Consider the following 18,706-nt stretch of genomic DNA (forward strand, 5'->3'; position numbering starts at 1 on the left):
ACTTACCCAAACTTCGCTCTGTCTTTTTAAATTAAAAATATCTCAAGCAGGTTCTATAACATTGCTCTTGCCCACTCAATAAATAACTTTGCCTGCTCTGCCCAAAAATCAGAACCCCAATAAACAAAACAACTGGTTTCACATAACAATAACGCTCTAGTTTTTTCAGCAGACCCCTTACCAGACTCTACAACCTTGGCATAATCTTGACTCAACTTTTCAACTGCTGCCAATACCTGTTGTCTAAGGTCTCCCTCTTGCCATTGCTGATGACCGCCGATCCACGAACCCCCGGTTGACTTAAGTCTTACCTCTGTCACTGAACCCTCTGATAAATATGTATCGATATATTGACTTACAGTCAGAAAACCTACATCAGACCAGCGATCGCTCTCCCGAAATAGAGGAGCAAAAGAATTCTTAAAATATTCAAACATCATCACATTACCATTTTCCCCATCAGAAGTCGGCACTACCAAAGCAGGCGATTTCATTCCCACTTCTTGCCCACGATATCGGACATCACTAATACAACCATCAGCATTTTGACCACTTTGCTGTCGAATACCCATATCCGTATCCCTAACCACACAGAGAATACGTTCCGACTCACCACCTGACTCTACCACCAACCAATGCACTCGATTTTCTAACTCTGGCGTACTCCAACCTTCAGGATGTTCCAACGCTGCATTAGGTAAAATAATCCATTCATAACCGCACTTCTTCAACAGACGCACAAATTTTAATGCTTCAGCAGGGTCTCCTGTCATACCCATCTCTGGCAACCAAAACCCTCTTATCCGCGATAGTGCCTCTGTCCCAAATAAATCGGCAAAGACTCGTCGCCATTCCATAATTTGAGCTTCGTGGTCTCGTTCAGGAGTGGCCGGAAAATAGCAATGACTATATGCACTACCAGTAAATTCTATTGTGTCTGAATATTCTGTGAGAACTTCTCGCCAGAGACTAATCACATCTCCTACTGGTTCATTATCAACGTGAAGATGAGAAAAAATGCCATTGGTAGAAAGTTTGGCCATTTCTTCGAGCAATACTCCAGAGTAATCTACCATCATCCGGGGTTGATGACCTTCTTGTATGAGTTGTTTCGCATAACGGGCAGGATTTTTGTATGCTTGAGCAAACCATTGAGCATTCCAATGCTCTTCAGAGTTTTCTTCACTGCCAAGCATTTTTTCTAAGTTGCCCTGTAGTTGACCATTATTCCAAATCGGAGGTTGGTGAAAATGTAACCAGGGGACAAATATGGACAGAGGATTGGGATTTGACACTATATAAAATTTCCTGCACTTTAGCCAGGATACTAGTCAATCATAGCACTTTTAAGAAAAGTTAGGACAAGTTCTCAAATCTTGAAGCTCGATGGAACTTTTGGGGAGTTTCAGAAGCCAAACTTCAAATCAACAACTATTAGTTGACCCTCAAAAGCGTAGAAACTAACTTTGTGAATGTTCTGGGCATTCACAGTTAATTGAGCATTTGGGGAAATATGTGAATTAGAGTTAAGTAAGTTTGAGGCGGAGGTTTCGTCTTTGGCCAGAAGTTCTTCATTTTGATTATAAGCTGATAAGACTGTTCGGCGAGAACTGGTGACTACTCCACTGACAAACTTGACTGGAGATTTAAAGTGAATTTCTATTAGGCCACTTTTTGGCGCTCCCATTAAGACTTTGACGCCTGGAGGCACTGCAAAAGCAGGGTTTGATGGTTCAATCGCAATTGCATTAGAGAAAGTTAGGCCCCAATTTTTAAACTGATGGTCTACTACTTCAAAGGATTTTAAATTTTCTAGGTCAAGGCTAATACAACTAGGCATTGTTGAGAGTTGTAAGAATTCTGATTCAGTCATTTCATCGTCAGGAATGGCTACGGTATATCTGTTGAAATTGTTGACTCTGAAGTTATTGCTGAGAGGATTGATATTTCGCGTTGTATCAATGGGAAAAGTCTTTAGCATTGGACATCCTTGATAAATTTGTCATCGCAGCGAGGGGCTATACCCCTCATTGTATTATTACTTATAGCTTATTCTTGAGAACTTTGCTTTGATCAGGAAAGTTTTCATTTTCTTTAGAACTTCACTTTGAGCAAGGGAATTTTCGGTTTGTATCGATGACTAAGATTGACCATTTCTGATTATGACTTTATTTGAGTTACAAATAAAAATGATTTATTGAAAGTTGTAATAAGGGAATAGGAAATATTAGGAAAAACACTAGCATAAGTCAAATACCAACTCGTTCTTTGCTATATGTAGCTTCTATAGCGCTGTGCGCAGGCAACAGGCAACAGGCAACAGCTCATCTGGGGGAGTAAATTGCCGATAATATAAGACTTTTAGCTATTTAGCCCCTCCTGCGATTTGTAAAGATACCAGCGCTCATTGCTATAAAATTTGATATTGAGAAAGATTAAGATATAAAAAATCAACCGAGTATCTGACTAAAACAATGCTTGATACTCGGTATCTGGAATTTTTGACCCAATTTTACAGCACTTTTTAGGAAGCGTGAGGTACAGTTTTAAGATGAATATTTTTTTCCCTACTCCCTACCTAAAGTCCTAAAATTTTGTACCTCATCAACTCCAAAACTGCTGTAAGTTTTAAGAATCATTCGTTGCTGACAAAACGTTAAGAGATAAAGCCAATTTCACCTTCAACATTAAATTTTTTTTGAGGATGTTCTTTTAAGAACAATTCCACACCTTGTCGTACTTGTTGTCCCCAATAATCTAAACCAACATCATGAAGAATTATTGTTCCTTCTGGTTTAATATAACTAGAAAGTAGTGTTAGGTCTTGTTTGACCGCCTCCGTTCTATGATCTGCATCCAGAAATGCTAGATCGAATGGTCCATATTCTTCACATACTTCTCGACCAATAATTTCTCTGTCTTCAAGGTTAATCCCATAATTTACAACTTTATCTAAATCTTCTTGGTTGGGAAAACCGCAAGAAAAAAAACCTCGTTTTAAGGTAAATCTTGTCAAAAATTCAAAGTGTTTAAGCACTTTTTCAACAAAATATAAATGAGTTTGTTTATTTTTAATTTCAAATTGTTTAACGCAAAGAAGATTGAGAAGTTCTACAGGAAGATCGGCATCGACACAAACAATTTTTGACTCTGGTAGACACAATCCTAATACAGCAGTGGAAACTCCGACAAACGTGCCAATTTCTAATATTTTTTGATGATTTTTTTGACGGCTAATATTAATCAATTTTTCGGCATCATCAAGTTTGACTGAGGCATTTTCAATAAATTCTCTTTCAAGTCCTTGGTTACTAAGAAAAGATATTGCTTTTTCTCTTGCTTATTTGACAGTTATCATTTTTAAATAGTGTTTTTTCTATCTGTAGGATATTTATTTATCTTAGCATCTAAGCATTCAGCGGTCAGCTATCAGCTTTAGGAAATTAACTTATTCTCAAATCTAATTTTCCTTGGCATCTCTTTTTTTCCAAAAATCATCACGCATAGTTTGCTCTGATTTTAAGCGAGCAAGTTTTGCTTTTTCCAGGTCTTCATTAAATTTACAAACTATTGCTTGTTCATACTGATAATTAACTATTTCTCTAGCTGTCAAAACAGGTTGTATAAGAGAAACCATTTTAGCTCCAATTGCAGTATGAATTTTTTCTTGAGTTTGCCTAGAATAATGTCTTCCAGTAATCACATACCAAGCAAACATTTCACAATTATTAGTATGAATATTGTACTTGCCAAATTTGTGTAAATATTCACAAGCTCGTTGTTCTTGTTCAACTGTTAATTCTGCCTCTTTTCCTTGATATTCAATTCCTAGAGGACCCCATCCAATTGAATTTTCAAATGTTCCGTCAGACGAAATAAAATAATGTCTAGCAATTCCAGCAGTGGATTCAATTGCAATACTATAAATTGAGGAATTCATACGTTTTATACTCCTTTTATTTATAAAGCTTTTACCGTTTTTATGAAGTACAAAATTTTAGGTTTGAGGGAACAAGGAATAGGGAACAGGGAACACAAAAGAATCAAAACAACTCTACCTCATAGCTTCGGAAATTGCTGTATGTATTTTTTTAAGTTTATACTATGACAACTTGCTTAAGAGGGAACAAGGAATAGGGAACAGGGAACACAAAAGAATCAAAACAACTCTACCTCATAGCTTCGGAAATTGCTGTATGTATTTTTTTAAGTTTATACTATGACAACTTGCTTAAGAGGGAACAAGGAATAGGGAACAGGGAACACAAAAGAATCAAAACAACTCTACCTCATAGCTTCGGAAACTGCTGTATGTATTTTTTTAAGTTTATACTATGACAACTTGCTTAATGTGTTTAACAAACTTATACAAAAGTTTCCTACTTGAGAAAGTACATATATTGATAATTTTAGGGACTAGGAAATAGAATGAATATAGACTTATCGCGTTCGAGGGCAGTTTTTTTCAATACTTTTAATTCTCTTTAAATCTCTCAATACTAATTACCGAATAATTAATAATTAATAATGTAAGCATTCAGCCATCAGCTTCAGGACTTACGCAAAATACGAAATTATACACCATCTGTAGGGGCAAACGGCCGTTTGCTATATACGGTGGTTATAGGTAAGTCCTGAGCTTTTGAAATAAATAATCAAGTAAAATAATTAAGCATTCAACTATTAGCATTCAGTTATCAGCTTTTGAAATGAAATAAATAATCAAGTAATGACCAAGGTTAGTTGAAAGGACTATTTCATTTCCTGCGGAATGCTGCGCAAACATATTTCACTCCTTAAATACTAATTCCTCCTTCCAAGATAATGAGTGAATAACTCATAGCTGATAGCTGACCGCTGAATGCTTACTTAATAATTAAATAATTCGCGCCTTGAACCCTCTCCTTTTAAGGGAAAAAAAAGTGCTAGGATATTTCCTTATATTCAATTCGGTAACGGTTAAAACCCGAGGTAATTATCAATTACCCATGATCAATTATCAATTAATCAACGATCTAAAGGCAATGAATTAATAGCTAATAGCTGATAGCTGAATGCTTACATTATAGAAACTTCCAAGTAAATCTTATCAACAATAGTCAGACTACTATAAATAATCTCTCCAACTGCAAAATTATTGTTAACTCTAACTTGGATAATAGCTATATTAAATAAGGTTAGTAGACGTGCTTTAAAAAATAGAAATCACCATCTTAGCTAAACGCTCCATTCCCTCTTGAATATCCTCATCAGAAGCAGTTAAACTAATCCGAATACACTCCTGTTTATGAGGCCATTCTTCCCGTAAACCAGGGAAAAAAGAACTCCCAGGTACCACAATAACCCCCACCTCCTTCAACTTTTGATAAAGCTCCCAGTCAGTCATCGGTAAATCTTTCAACCATAACCAAGCAAAAATTGCTCCCTCAAAACGATGGAGAAACCAGGGCAAATTTTTTGGTAAAGCTTTTGATAAAGTTGATTCTAAAATTGAAAACTTATTTTTGTAAAAAGGCCGAATTACTTCAGTAGAAATTTCTGCCAAGGCCCCAGAATTAATTGCATAAGTAGCGATCGCTTGTCCATAACGAGGAGAATGAATACACATATTAGTCTGGAAAGCCTGCAAAACCTCAATTATTCGTTCGTCCCCAATGGCAATACCAATTCTTTCTCCAGGAAGTCCAGCCTTCGATAAACTCATACAATGACAGATATTGTCCCCAAATATTGGCTCCATCTCCACAAAATTTAATCCTGGATATGGAGGAGCATAAGCAGCATCCACAAATACTGGCACATCATAAACAGCGGCCCGATCTGCAATTTTCTTCACCTCATCAGCACTAATCACATTACCAGTCGGATTACAGGGGCGTGAGAAAATGACACAGCCAGTATTTTCATCAATGACCAACTGACTAAAATCTGGACAATATTTGAAGCGATGAGATTCAGCATCTATTTCCAGAGTCGGTTTATAAGCGACCACCGCATCTGGCACTAAACTCACTCCCCCATAACCTGTATAATCTGGACTCAGAGGTAGAACAATTTTTTTCAGAGTTTGGCTGCTAGTATATCCACCAAAAGCATTAGCAGCATAGAAATATATAGACTGAGAACCAGGAGTAATTAAAATATTGCGATCGCTTAAATTAAGTCCATAGCGACGGTTAAAATCATTAATAACTGCATCAATCAACGGTTGATAACCCTGAGATGAACCGTAACGCCCCACAACTTCCCCATATTCTGGACTTGCCAATAATTTTGTGGTACAATCCCGCCACAACTTTTCTACTTCTGGCAAAACCAGGGGATTTCCTGAACTAAAGTTGAGAAACTCCTGACCCTGGCCTGCTCGTAGGGTAGCAATAATATCTGCCATAATTGCCCGCACACCTGTGAGGCGGGACATAGTTGCACCAAATTCACTCAGGGCAGGATTAACCATAGCATCTAATCAAATATAAATAGATTGACAATTTTTTAATTGTAGCCAAGAGTAATTCAACCAGGCAATTTTCCTTCTTTACTCCAAAAATAAATGAATAATAGAACTATTTGGCAAGCAGATTATTATCGCCGTCCACTCAAGGATCAACAAGGCCAACAGTTATGGGAATTATTAATTTGTACTCCCACTCGTAGCTTAGAATTTACTGCTATTTGTCCCCAGTCAGAAGTTAATGCCAATTGGCTAGTGGAGCAACTACAAAAAGTGGGTCAAGGCCAGGATTTACCAAGTACAATTCAAGTATTTCGACCTCAATCTTTGGGTTTAATTGAAACTGCAGCTCAAATTTTGGGGGTAAAAGTGGAAGCGACTAGACATACTACTGCTTTAAAACAATGGTTACTAGATAGGGCGCAACAATATCAGAGGATGGAAACATATACTGGGGAATCTTACGATCCCTTAAAATTAGATTCTCCTCCACCCGTACCATTAGCTGAAAATCTTTGGGGCGATCGCTGGAGATTTGCGACATTACCTGCGGGTAATATTAAGGATATTATTGAGCGCCCAATTCCTATTTTGTCAGTACCTGAATTTCTTTTACCCTTAAATTTAGGATTGTCTTCAACACTTCCTATACCAGGAGTTGTTATAGACGGAGGTCGTCAGTCTATGAGATTAGCTAAATGGTTAGAAGCAGCGCAACCATACTTTTTAAAGTATATTTCTGGTGATCCTGATGGGTTAATTTTAGAGGCGGGATTAGTAGATCGATGGGTAGTTGCTACTTTTTCAGACCGAGAAGTGTCATTAGCAGCTCAAGTTTATGAAGAGAGAAAACAACAGAGTCAGGGGTTACATTTTCTGTTAGTACAACCAGATGATTCTGGCATGACTTATAGTGGATTTTGGCTTTTACAGTAGAAAACAATTAATTTATATCAGAAGCAAGAATGAAGAAGTAAGAACGAAAAATATTGTGTTGTCAGAGTTTTAAGCTTTTGATATTTCAAATATAGTAATGGTGACTGCTATAACCCACGACCAAGGTAGGAAATACAATTAAAGGTTTTCCAATTTTTTATCTGTATAGGTTGTAACCGTAGGCAAGTCTATTAAAACTAATTTTAGGAAAAATTAAGTAATATCATGTCCATTTAATAGCGCACTTGAAAAAAACTGACCCTCTCACTATCAACGGCAAATATCTCTATTCCTCCCGATTCTTGCTCACTTAATTTATAAGTATTCAGGTGAATATGATATAACTACTACAGCCCAGATTTGTACCAAAACTTAATGTCTGAACTCCTGAGTATAAATCAGGTAGATTTTATGGATAGATCATGAGGGATTAGAAGAAAATCATCATTAAATTGACTCTAGACTCTGAAGTAATATTCAAAAGTCATAATTCAGAGATATTTTAAACAGTTCACTAAATCCCACTATTTGACAATACTAATTCGTCCAGCAATTAATTCTTCATAAACCTGTTTAATATGTTTTTGTTCTGTGGTACTTAAAGAATGAGGTGAAAATAACGCCATTCTTAAAAACTGGCGATCGCTAGCCGAAATTTTACGAGCGACAAAAATATTACTGACAACTAATTCTAGGGAAGTTGTTCTAGCTTTAGCTTGAGATTTGTTCATTTTTCTAAAAAATCAGATAATTGTCCAATAAAAGAGAAATATTCCTAAAATACTGGCTACCTGCAGAACAGAAAATTGAAAAAATATCTGGGTAGGATAATTAGGTAGGAGTATCAAAAAAGGGCACGAGACAAAATTGATAAATTCTTATTTTCCTACAATACGATTAAAGTATAGTTTGTTTTATGAAAATTTGGTTAAGATTACCCCCTTCCCACCAGAAGATTACCTTAGTCGAAATGTTCTATTTTGTGAAAGCGTGACCATGATACAACCCGAATTATATTAATGTAGTCTTTATGATTACATTATAGGTAATCTTCTAGGGGAAAGGGAGTAATATCATGTTCGGACGGGTCAGTTATAATAAAATTTAAGGACTCCGGGTATCGACAGTACCAAATAAATACTTAAATTATCAATACCCCCAATACCAATATTTGTTCTTTTTCTCCAATATTTCCTCCTGACTCCTGACTCCTGACTCCTGAGGACTCACAACAGTCATTTATAAGTATTCAACCATTAGCGTAGCTCCCCCGGAGGGGGAACATGATATAAGCATAAATATTGAAGATTTTGAAAAAAGTAATTTTTTTTTATACATTCGGTGATTAAAAATACTTAGATATATAGTATGTCTAATGCTTATGTATTAGTCATAAACACTTACTTGACTCTGTGCCCTCTTCTCTATAGTGGCGTATTGCTAGTTATTTATCTTTAGTCTGTAATGGGTTTAATAACTCACCCCACTATCACCTGCGGTATTAATGCCGTTGGTGGGGTGAGAGTCCCCGTAAACAGCATTATCGGTTACTTTCTTCCATCAGTATTTAAACGGATACAATCCAAAATTATTTCACCAGAAATTCGGTAGAATACCTGAGAAATTAAACATATTAGCTAATCTCAGGATGACCAAAGTAAAAATAGGAATTATTGGCGGCAGTGGTTTGTACAAAATGGAGGCACTCACAGATGTGGAGGAGATACGGGTAGATACCCCCTTCGGGTCTCCCTCTGATGCTTTTATTGTTGGTACTTTGGAAGGAACACGAGTAGCATTTCTCCCCAGACACGATCGTAATCACGCTTTATTACCATCTGAATTACCATTTCGCGCCAATATCTATGGTATGAAAAGTCTGGGTGTGGAATATTTAATCTCTGCTTCTGCAGTTGGTTCTCTCAAAGAAGAAGTTAAACCACTAGACTTAGTAGTAGTAGACCAGTTCATTGACCGGACAAAAGGTCGGATATCTACTTTTTTCGGTGAAGGAATAGCAGGGCACATTACTTTTGAAAATCCTACTTGTCCTCAACTAGCAAAAATGCTGGCAGATGCTGCGGAAAGTTTGAATTTATCGGATATAAATGTGCATCGTAGTGGCACTTATTTATGTATGGAGGGACCTGCTTTTTCTACCAAAGCAGAATCAAATTTATATCGTAGTTGGGGCGCAACAGTTATTGGGATGACAAATTTACCAGAAGCAAAGTTGGCAAGAGAAGCAGAAATAGCTTATGCAACTTTAGCTCTGTCTACAGATTATGATTGTTGGCATGAAGAACATGAAAGCGTAACTATAGAAATGGTGGTTAATAATGTAAAGAAGAATGGGGAGAATGCTCAAAAAGTTATTCAGGAAACTGTCCGGAGATTGAGTCAAAATCAGTTTGTTTCTGATTCTCATTCAGCGTTGAAAAATGCTATTTTGACTCCTTTGGATAAAGTACCTGCTACAACTAAAGAAAAGTTGGGATTATTATTGCAGAAATATATTTAATTTTGGGTAGTCCTGTATATATGGATTTTATGTAGAGAAAGGGAACAGGGAACAGAAAATATCCCTAATTTATATCATGTCCGTTTAATTGCACAAACAATCTAAGCATCTAGAGGGTTATACATGAGGTGTGTAGGCAGTTGAGTGTTAAATTCTTGACAATAGTAGAATGTATAGGTTTAGTATCTTCTAATGTAGGGGCGATTCGCGAATTGCCCCTACGACTACTCAATTGATAGTGAGTTGTTTAACCGGATTTGATATTAGAGGTTTTCAAGGAATAGTTTTTCAGACTACTTGACTTTTTCGAGCAAACATCACTACTTGTAGACTACTACCTAATTTTGAAGGGAGGGGTTAGGAGTCAGAATTATTGTGAGAAATTTACTTCTAATGGTATTATCGGAAGCAGAATCTTTATTTGCTACTGAGTCCTAACTCCTGACTTCTTTTTTGATAAACTATACCTAATTTCTACCAAAAGGCATTTATTAAACATGACTAACTGTCCGACGGATACCACAAGTTCATCAGTAAATCATAATTTAGAAGTAGCCAAACAAGAATATCAATATAACTATAACCACATTCCTCCTGTGGCAATGGTGAATGAATTACCAGAACGAGAAAAACCTTCTAAAGAATGGTTTTTATTATTGGTAAAGAGTATACGTCTTCTATTTGTGAATATCGTAATTACAAACCGAGGAAACCAAGGAAATAAGGGGGTAAGAGACGATGTAATTAAATATATCTTAGAAGTAATCTATAAGCAAATAAAATCAATAAAAATTGGAGAGGATAATAAAATCATACCATTTTTTTTCCAATTATTGTTGAATCAACAATTATTATTAACTCAACAATTGTTGAGTCAAGGAATACCTGACGATTTTCATGAAATAGATGACCTGTTTGTTTCCATCCTCAGGGAAAATGGTCTGTCAGTACTTAAAGATATTTTGGAGGAAGCTGTAAAAGTATTAAAGGAAGGAAGTCCAGAAGGTCATGCAACCAGTCTTGAAGATTATCAAAAGCTCTTCTCCTATAAAGAGCTATTTCCAGAAACAGGAGGTATACCAAGCATCGCTTATACTTTTGAAGAAGATGAAGTGTTTGCTTATATGCGAGTAGCAGGTTATAACCCCCTAATGATTGAGCAGGTATCAAGTCTTGACGAACGTTTTCCGGTGACGGAGACTCAATATCAGGAAGTTATGGGTAATGATGATTCATTAGCAGCAGCAGGAAAAGAAGGGCGACTCTATCTAGCAGACTATAAAATTTTGGCAGGTGCTCTTAATGGTACTTATCCTAATAAATACCAAAAGTATATTTATGCTCCTCTAGCTTTATTCGCAGTGCCAAAAGGTTCAGACCCAAACCGTAAATTACGTCCTGTAGCTATTCAATGCGGTCAAACTCCAGGAGCAGATAACCCCATCTTTACCCCCAACTCTTCTAAGTATGCTTGGTTATTTGCTAAAACAGTTGTAGAGATAGTAGATGCTAACTTTCACGAGGCAGTCAGTCATTTAGGGAGAACTCATTTATTTGTGGGATCATTTATTCCACCTACCCATCGCCAACTCCCCCAAAATCATTGCTTAAGTCTGCTGTTGCGTCCTCACTTTGAAGGTACTTTAGCAATTAACGATGGTGCTCAGGGAATTTTAATTGCTCCCAAGGGTGGAGTTGATAGTTTACTGTCATCTACTATTGATAACGCTCGTGTTTTGGCGGTGTTAGGGTTACAGAGTTATGGTTTTAATGGAGCTATGTTACCGGAGCAACTGAAGCAGCGGGGCGTTGACGATTCTAATTTACTTCCTGTTTATCCTTATCGCGATGATGCTCTGTTGCTGTGGGATGCTATTCATCAATGGGTTTCAGATTATCTGAGTCTTTATTATTCCAGAGATGAAGAAGTTCAGGCAGATCGGCGACTACAAGCTTGGGCAGGTGAAGTTATGGCTTTTGATGGTGCTCGTGTACCTGATTTTGGTGAGGATGGAGGTATTAGGACACTAGAGTATTTGATTAATGCTGTGACGTTAATTATTTTTACTGCTAGTGCTCAACACGCTGCTGTTAATTTTCCCCAGAAAGATATAATGTCTTATGCTCCGGCGGTTCCATTAGCTGGTTATTTGCCTAGTTCAATTCTCAAAGGTGAAGTAAGCGAGCAAGATTATTTGGATCTGCTGCCACCTCTAGAGCAGGCACAAGGACAACTGAATCTCACATATTTACTGGGGTCTGTCTATTACACGAAACTGGGTGAGTATTCAAAAAATCATTTTACTGATTCCAAGGTGAAACCTCTACTGGAGAAGTTTCAGGAAAATCTGAACCAGGTTGAAGCAACTATTGAGCAGCGCAATTTTAATCGCCCACAGTATAGGTATTTGCTGCCTTCTCAAATTCCCCAGAGTATTAATATCTAATATCATATCCGGATAATTAGTGATAAGAAAACTCTCTCCTTCTTCTCCTGTTCTTCTTCTTTCTTCCCTCCTGACTCCTGACTCCTGACTCCTGACTGCTCCGTAGTTATTTATTTATCACTATTCAACCGGACATGATATAAAAGACATCTCCTCCAAAAGAGGGAGTAGGGAGTAGGGAGCAGGGAGTAGGGAGAAATAATTGATGAGTAAGAGTGGGATAATTGATTTTATGTTTTATTATTGGAGATGTCTAAAGATTATAAGTACCTGTGCAAAATTAATTTAACATTGGTCAGTAGGAAGCTCTGAAAAGGGAATAGGGAATAGTAAAATTTCAACGCTTAAAGATTTAAAGGGAGAAGGTTTTTGATCACGAATTATCCCTGTTCCCTACTCCCTAAATTTCTGATTGTGGTTATTCAAAGAGAGATGATATCGGAGGACTCACTTTGTATCAATAATTGAAGGTTGAACAATGCTATCATTTGATTTTCCTTCCAAAAAATTAGGACCCATCAGATGAACGCCATTATGATTAATATTAGTTACTTTCGTGCCATAACTACGAAGATTTTGATTCTTTGTTTTATGACTTGCTCTTTGCAATTTCTCTTGAGTTTCTTTGTCTAATTTAGTGTTTTGATCTATGAATGTACCAGTTAAGTCAGCATCACTTATATCAGCACACCACAATTGTGCAGCACAAAGATTTGCATGACTGAGATTAGTATTATTTAACCCTGCATGAGACAAGTTAGCATTAGTTAGGTTAGCATTACTTAAATCTGCATCACTGAGAATAACTCCACTGAGGTTAGCGTGAGTTAGGTTTGCACCACTGAGGTTAGCATTACTTAAATCTGCATCTGTGAGATTCGCAGACGAAAGATTAACACCACTGAGGTTAGCTGAGGATAAATCTACTCCACTGAGGTTAGCACCAGACAAATCAACTTGACCAAGTTCAGCATGATTCAAATTTGCATAGGCTAGATTAGCAACTGCCAAATCTGCACCTATTAAATTAGCGTTGCTGAGGTTAACATCTGTAAGATTGGCATTATTTAAACAAGCACCACCCAAGTTAATACCACTGAGGTTAGCATCTATTAGTTTTGCATTTTTGAGATAAATACCACTGAAATCTGCATCTGTTAGCACTGCACCTTGAAAATTGACAGGATTCAAATCAAGTCGCTTTTGTACTGAAGTAATAGCTGTTTCAATTTTACCAAAAAACTCTGGTTGAGGCAGACTCTCAACACGATTATTCAAAATTTGCAGATTTCTACTAATATGACCAAATTTACTTTCTAAGGGTGCTATGGCAGCAGCTCTATCTTGTAACTCCTCAATGGCTGAAACTGCCCAAGGTAAGCGTTGACTGATTATTTCTTTCTGCTGACGTTCTAATGGTTCTAAACGTTGAATGAGTTGTTGTAGTTCAGTTGGTATTGACTCTATAGCTTCTTGTAATTTATGCCTTTGTTGCTGAGTTTGCTGCTCTAAGGTTTCCCTTTCAGCTACTAATTTTTGATTCAGCTGTTCTGTTATTACTTCTAATTTCTTTTCTTGGTCCTCAGTTTGAAGATTCAGTTTTTCTTGCAACTTAAATGTCTGACTATCAACTCTATCCACATCTTCTAAGAAGGTTTTCTGAATATCTGTAAGCGCCACTCTTTGTTCTTGTTGTTGCAATTTATCTAGCCGCTTTCTATTAGCTACACTTGCAGACAAGGCCAAAGTCAAAGGTGCTGCTGTGTATATTGCCTGTCCAGAAGTAACTGAAGCAATGGTTCCTAAAACTGAACCTGCTAGGCAGACATATTCACTTATATCTAACCAATGTTGCTTACTCATAGTATTTTTTCCTTATTCTCATTTTTATACTACTTTTTTTCTAATTTAGCTAAAGTCTAAAAGACTACTTTCATCCTTCAAACCCTCGTCCCCTGAGAACTATGCTTTAATTTTCTATTTTTTGGAAGAGGTGCTTATATTGGTAATTCAATAGCAGAAATCTTGATAAAATACAATAGTTAGGCTTTACTGAAAAAGTATTTTGGTGAAAGTAGAAGTCAAGATTCAGGTGTTAAGAAGTTAGCAATCGGAATTTATAAGCCAGTATACATGATAATTACAGAGTATTTAGAAGGAAAAGTTATCGGAATTTTTTTCGCCTTTGTCTGTTGAATATCTTCACATTTTGAGCTTTTCGCCTCTATAAGCTTGCACTTTTTGTTGTGAAAAAAGGCTAAAGCATCTACATATCAAGGTTTTAGACTTAATCAACAAGCTCTGGTTAAAGTGTTCGTGTCACAATTATTGCAATAAGTAGTATTTATTGTTATACTTTACCTTAAGTATATTGAAGCAATTCATTCTGACTCCTGACTCTTAAGAAATAGGCTAACTATTTGTAGCAAACATTTATCAAATTGGTATTAAACGTATTTGATATTATATCAAATCCGCTGCCATTCGGTCTAAAAAAATGTTCCACCTGATTCGGTCTTCGGGTCGGACGGCAGCCAAAAGCACATACCGCGGGCTAATATTCCAAATGGGTTCTATAAATAAATTCCTTTGAACACCAAACTGAAAAACTAATTTTTATCATTCTTGAATAGTTCTTAAACAGAAAACAAAAGTGCGCTGGGTTTGTCAAGATAAAAGCCTTGACCATAATCTATTCCTAAACTATTGACTTTGTTGAGAATTGACTCTGTTTCTATATATTCAGCTATTACTTTTAAATTCATTGCCCTGCCAATATGATGAATACCTTCTACTATTGCTTGAGTGACAGTATCTTTTTCCATCTTCTTAATAAACATCCCGTTAATCTTGAGATAATCTACTGGCAAGTTTGTGAGATCAGAAAAAGAAGACATTCCTTTGCCAAAATCATCTAAAGCAAAACTACAACCAACTTGTTTGAGAGACTGAATAAATTTTGCTGCTTTATCTAAATTAGTAATAGCTATGGTCTCAGTAATCTCAAAACAAATTTTTTGGGGAGGCACTTCAAAACAGGCAAATTGATGTTCGATAAATTCTAAAAAATGGCTATCGTTGATGCTAGCACCAGAAAGATTAACAGTAAAAATACAATCTCGGTGTGAATTATCAATTTTATGCAAAGACATGAAATATAGTAGATTTTTTACGACCCAACGGTCAATTATTGGCATTAGATGATAGCGCTCCGCTACTGGTAGGAAAGTAGCTGGTGAAACAATTTTACCTGAAGGATATCTAAATCTAAGCAAAACTTCATAAAGTCTTGCTTGTACACCTTCATGCAATGGGACAATTGCTTGTGAAAACAGATAAAAACCGTTTTCTCTTAAAGCATCTCGTAGTTGTGTAACTAAATTAATTTCTTGCTGTTGTTTCTCTAGACTTTCCATGGATATATAATAAATCCCTATGCGGTTTCTGCCAGAAGTTTTAGCATTGTAGAGAGCTGTATCTGCTGCTTTTAGCAATCTCTCTGGATTAGATGTTTTTGAGCAATTAGTATCTGCAACTCCTAAGCTACTTGTCACCCACTGACTTGTTGCTGAAGCTTGATGAGGAATTTTTAAAGCTTCAATTTCTGTTCTGATATTTTCTGCCACCTTAAGTGCTCCTTCCATGGGAGTATTTGGCAACACAACTACAAACTCTTCTCCACCATATCGGGCGACAAAATCTCCAGGGCGTTTCACTGTCGTTTGAATAGCTTTAGCTACTTGTTGCAAACATTTATCTCCCTGTTGATGGCCGTAGGTATCGTTATAAGGTTTAAAGTAGTCTATATCTAACATAATAATTGAGATGAGACCTTGTTCTCGCGCCAACCTTTTCCATTCTTGTTTAAATTTTTGCTCAAAATGACGACGGTTAAACACTCCTGTTAAATCATCAATATATGCAATTGCTTCTAATTCTTGATTAAGTTTTTCTAAGCGTTGATAAAGTTGAGCTTGTTGAATAGTGATCGCTGTCTGAGCTGCCAAGCGTCTTAATAAATCGGTTTCCGATATTTCCCACTGTCTATTTTCTCGACAATGATGAGCTATTAATAATCCCCAGACATTAATTTCTGAGTTGTCAGTATGATTTTTGTTTTTAGTTTCGTTTGTAATTAGGATAGGTAGCACTATATTTGCTTTCACCTGAAGTTCCCTGAGCATATCAATATGACATTGTTGCATCCCCGATTGATTAATATTATGAATAATACTAAAATATCCTTGTTTGTAACGTTCTAAAATATTGCTGTTGCGAAAACATGGATCGACTATTGTCATTCCTAACAGTGAAAGACAATTTGGTGCTAAAGATTCTTTTTCTACCACACCATGACCATTTGGTAAGAAACGGTAAATTAGTACCCGGTCGCACTGCAAAAACTCTCGCACCGACTCTACTGTCGTTTCTAATATTTCCTCTAAGTTTAAAGATTGATGAATTCTGTCAATCACCAGACTTAATAAATGCTCTTGTTTTCTGATTTTTTTGACTTCTAATTCGGCCAGTTGGCGCTTTGTAATATCTAGAATTGTGCCAAATATGCCGATTGATTCTAAGTTACTATTTGTGATTAAAGTCGTCTTTGTATAAAGATATCTCAGTGTTCCGTCCGGGCGAATTATTTCATATTCACATTCACATTTTTGTGTTTTCTCTAATATTAAAGCCATATTTTCCTCCCACAACTTTCTACTTTCGGGAACGAACATTTGGAGGAATTCTGCATAAGTTAGTGACTTTTGAGTCCCACTCAGACCAAAAATCCGAAATACTTCATCAGACCAAGTTATTTTCTGTGTTTTTAGGTTGAATTCCCAGTTACCTAAATGAGGAATTTTTTGTGCTTCTTGTAGTTTTGCTTGACTTTCTTGGAGGGCAATTAAATTTTTATTTCTTTCAATTGTATAACGAATTACTCGCTCTAATGTATATTCTCGAATTTCTAATTTATTCAAATAATCTGCTGCTCCAATTTTCATCGCCAGTAGGTCTAATTCTCGATCGCCTTGACCTGTGATGAATATAATTGGTGTCTGACAATTAAGTTCTATTGCTGTTTTGAGTAATTCTATCCCGTCTTTTTCTCCTAAACGATAGTCAAGCAAACAAACGTCATATTCTCCTGTTTCTATTGCAGCTAATCCCTCTTCATAAGTATTTTTCCAATCCAGGGATATGTTTGATGACTCTACTTTTGACAAGATGTCATCGATGGCAATAAAATCATCTTTATTATCTTCTATTAAGAGAAGATTAATAGTGTATTTTTGCATAAAAATCTGCTTGAATTTATATACTCTGAATTATCGTTATATTCAGGTAGACAATTGTCATTATAGCCAACATAAAGCAATTTATAATACATATAATTTTCCCAGGAAATACTAGGCGGAAAAATTGCTCCAGCAGATTCAATATTTTCGAGCAGGGAGTTCAACAATTTCAAACCAATATCTACTCAAACCTTGAATGACTGCTATTAATCCCTCAAATGTTACTGGCTTGACAATAAATGAACTAATTCCTAATTGATAATAAGTATAGATATCTTTTGCTTTAGAAGTAGTTAAAACTACAATAGGAATTAAACGTAAATTAGGGTCAGCTTTAATTTCTTTGAGAGCTTCTCTGCCATCTTTATTTTGGCATATATAAGTCTAAAAAATTATTCCTGGCTGAGGTGAAGTTGTGATATCTGTATAAGCACCTCGATGATATAAAAAATCTCATAATTCTTCCCCATCCTCAACAATATATAATTTATTAAGTAATTTACTTTCCTCAAAAGCTTCCATTGCCAAGAGACGATCGTCCTCATCATCTTCAGCCATGAGAATTGGTACTGGTGTTTTATTCAACTTAGATATGCTCATTTTGCTTATCTAAACTTTGTTCAATAGGCAAAGTAATCACAAAAGTAGTTCCTTGATTAGGGATACTACGAGCAGTAATATTACCATTGTGTATTTCTATTATTTTACGACATATTGCCAGTCCTATACCAGTGCCTTGATATTTTTGCTTGCTATGCAGGCGTTGGAAAGGTATAAATATTTTTCCTCAAAACCAATTCCATTGTCGGATACCATAATTTGAACTTGATTAGTTTCCGACTGTAAAATTGCTTCTACCTTGACAATGGGGTGATTTTCTGGTATATTAAATTCTAAGTGAATTGCCAATTAAGTTTTGGAAAAATTGTCGCATTTGTATCGAGTCGGCCTGAATAGTAAGTAATTCTTCTATTTCCACCTGAGCTTTTGTTTGTTCAATGCGGTTCTCTAAGTCCTCAATAACTTCTTCGTAACTGCCCAGGTAGGAAAGCAA

15 protein-coding genes are annotated in these 18,706 nt (G+C 36.2%); 3 read left to right on the forward strand and 12 right to left on the reverse strand.

All coding sequences use genetic code 11. The features are described from left to right. Positions 1-53: 53 nt before the first annotated feature. From F6K06_RS25575 to F6K06_RS25595, 5 genes are all read right to left on the reverse strand, one after another. On the reverse strand, positions 54-1,295 hold the full coding sequence (locus tag F6K06_RS25575; RefSeq protein ID WP_240038858.1) for a glycoside hydrolase: 1,242 nt from the start codon (positions 1,293-1,295) through the stop codon (positions 54-56). 110 nt (positions 1,296-1,405) lie between these two features. After that, entirely contained in the window at positions 1,406-1,981 is a 576-nt protein-coding gene (locus F6K06_RS25580; protein ID WP_124144082.1) for a hypothetical protein, read from the reverse strand. Positions 1,982-2,656: 675 nt separating this feature from the next. Then, positions 2,657-3,247, reverse strand: a complete 591-nt coding sequence (locus tag F6K06_RS25585) for a class I SAM-dependent methyltransferase (RefSeq protein ID WP_287243494.1) — start codon at positions 3,245-3,247, stop codon at positions 2,657-2,659. Positions 3,248-3,460: 213 nt separating this feature from the next. Further along, positions 3,461-3,940, reverse strand: coding sequence for an NC domain-containing protein (locus F6K06_RS25590; protein WP_124144084.1), 480 nt, complete (start codon positions 3,938-3,940; stop codon positions 3,461-3,463). 1,251 nt (positions 3,941-5,191) lie between these two features. Next, complete coding sequence (locus F6K06_RS25595; protein ID WP_124144085.1) at positions 5,192-6,457, reverse strand: valine--pyruvate transaminase; 1,266 nt, start codon at positions 6,455-6,457, stop codon at positions 5,192-5,194. Positions 6,458-6,550: 93 nt separating this feature from the next. Here F6K06_RS25595 and F6K06_RS25600 point away from each other — a divergent pair, with 93 nt between their 5' ends. Next, positions 6,551-7,387 (forward strand): Tab2/Atab2 family RNA-binding protein, encoded by an 837-nt coding sequence (locus F6K06_RS25600; protein ID WP_287243492.1) that lies wholly within the window; start codon positions 6,551-6,553, stop codon positions 7,385-7,387. 524 nt (positions 7,388-7,911) lie between these two features. Here the strand turns inward: F6K06_RS25600 and F6K06_RS25605 are convergent. Beyond that, complete coding sequence (locus F6K06_RS25605) at positions 7,912-8,118, reverse strand: hypothetical protein (RefSeq protein WP_287243491.1); 207 nt, start codon at positions 8,116-8,118, stop codon at positions 7,912-7,914. A 917-nt stretch (positions 8,119-9,035) separates the two neighbouring features. On the opposite strand from F6K06_RS25605, the gene F6K06_RS25610 reads away from it, so the two are divergent. Beyond that, the gene (locus F6K06_RS25610) at positions 9,036-9,908 is read left to right on the forward strand and encodes an S-methyl-5'-thioadenosine phosphorylase (protein ID WP_287243490.1); all 873 of its coding nucleotides are present in this window, start codon (positions 9,036-9,038) and stop codon (positions 9,906-9,908) included. Positions 9,909-10,405: 497 nt separating this feature from the next. After that, positions 10,406-12,355 (forward strand): lipoxygenase family protein, encoded by a 1,950-nt coding sequence (locus F6K06_RS25615; RefSeq protein ID WP_287243489.1) that lies wholly within the window; start codon positions 10,406-10,408, stop codon positions 12,353-12,355. A gap of 447 nt (positions 12,356-12,802) precedes the next feature. Here the strand turns inward: F6K06_RS25615 and F6K06_RS25620 are convergent, their stop codons facing one another. The 6 genes from F6K06_RS25620 to F6K06_RS25640 form a co-directional block, all read right to left on the reverse strand. Further along, a complete protein-coding gene (locus F6K06_RS25620; RefSeq protein WP_124144090.1) occupies positions 12,803-14,218 on the reverse strand; it encodes a pentapeptide repeat-containing protein in 1,416 nt (471 codons plus the stop codon). Positions 14,219-14,991: 773 nt separating this feature from the next. After that, positions 14,992-17,652 carry a GGDEF domain-containing response regulator gene (locus tag F6K06_RS25625; RefSeq protein ID WP_287243487.1) on the reverse strand — a complete coding sequence of 887 codons (2,661 nt, stop codon included), beginning with the start codon at positions 17,650-17,652 and terminating at the stop codon, positions 14,992-14,994. Between the two features lie 453 nt (positions 17,653-18,105). Then, positions 18,106-18,252 (reverse strand): hypothetical protein, encoded by a 147-nt coding sequence (locus F6K06_RS25630; protein ID WP_240038859.1) that lies wholly within the window; start codon positions 18,250-18,252, stop codon positions 18,106-18,108. Next, positions 18,239-18,433: an ATP-binding protein gene (locus F6K06_RS34275; protein ID WP_205127301.1), complete on the reverse strand. Its 195-nt coding sequence runs from the start codon at positions 18,431-18,433 to the stop codon at positions 18,239-18,241. The genes F6K06_RS25630 and F6K06_RS34275 overlap by 14 nt, the downstream gene beginning before the upstream one ends. Next, entirely contained in the window at positions 18,376-18,561 is a 186-nt protein-coding gene (locus F6K06_RS25635) for a hypothetical protein (protein WP_205127295.1), read from the reverse strand. Before F6K06_RS25635 ends, F6K06_RS34275 begins: the two co-directional genes overlap by 58 nt. After that, positions 18,539-18,706, reverse strand: coding sequence for a hypothetical protein (locus F6K06_RS25640; protein WP_205127296.1), 168 nt, complete (start codon positions 18,704-18,706; stop codon positions 18,539-18,541). The genes F6K06_RS25635 and F6K06_RS25640 overlap by 23 nt, the downstream gene beginning before the upstream one ends.

Source organism: Okeania sp. SIO1H4, from assembly GCF_010672695.1.
GTDB lineage: Bacteria > Cyanobacteriota > Cyanobacteriia > Cyanobacteriales > Microcoleaceae > Okeania > Okeania hirsuta.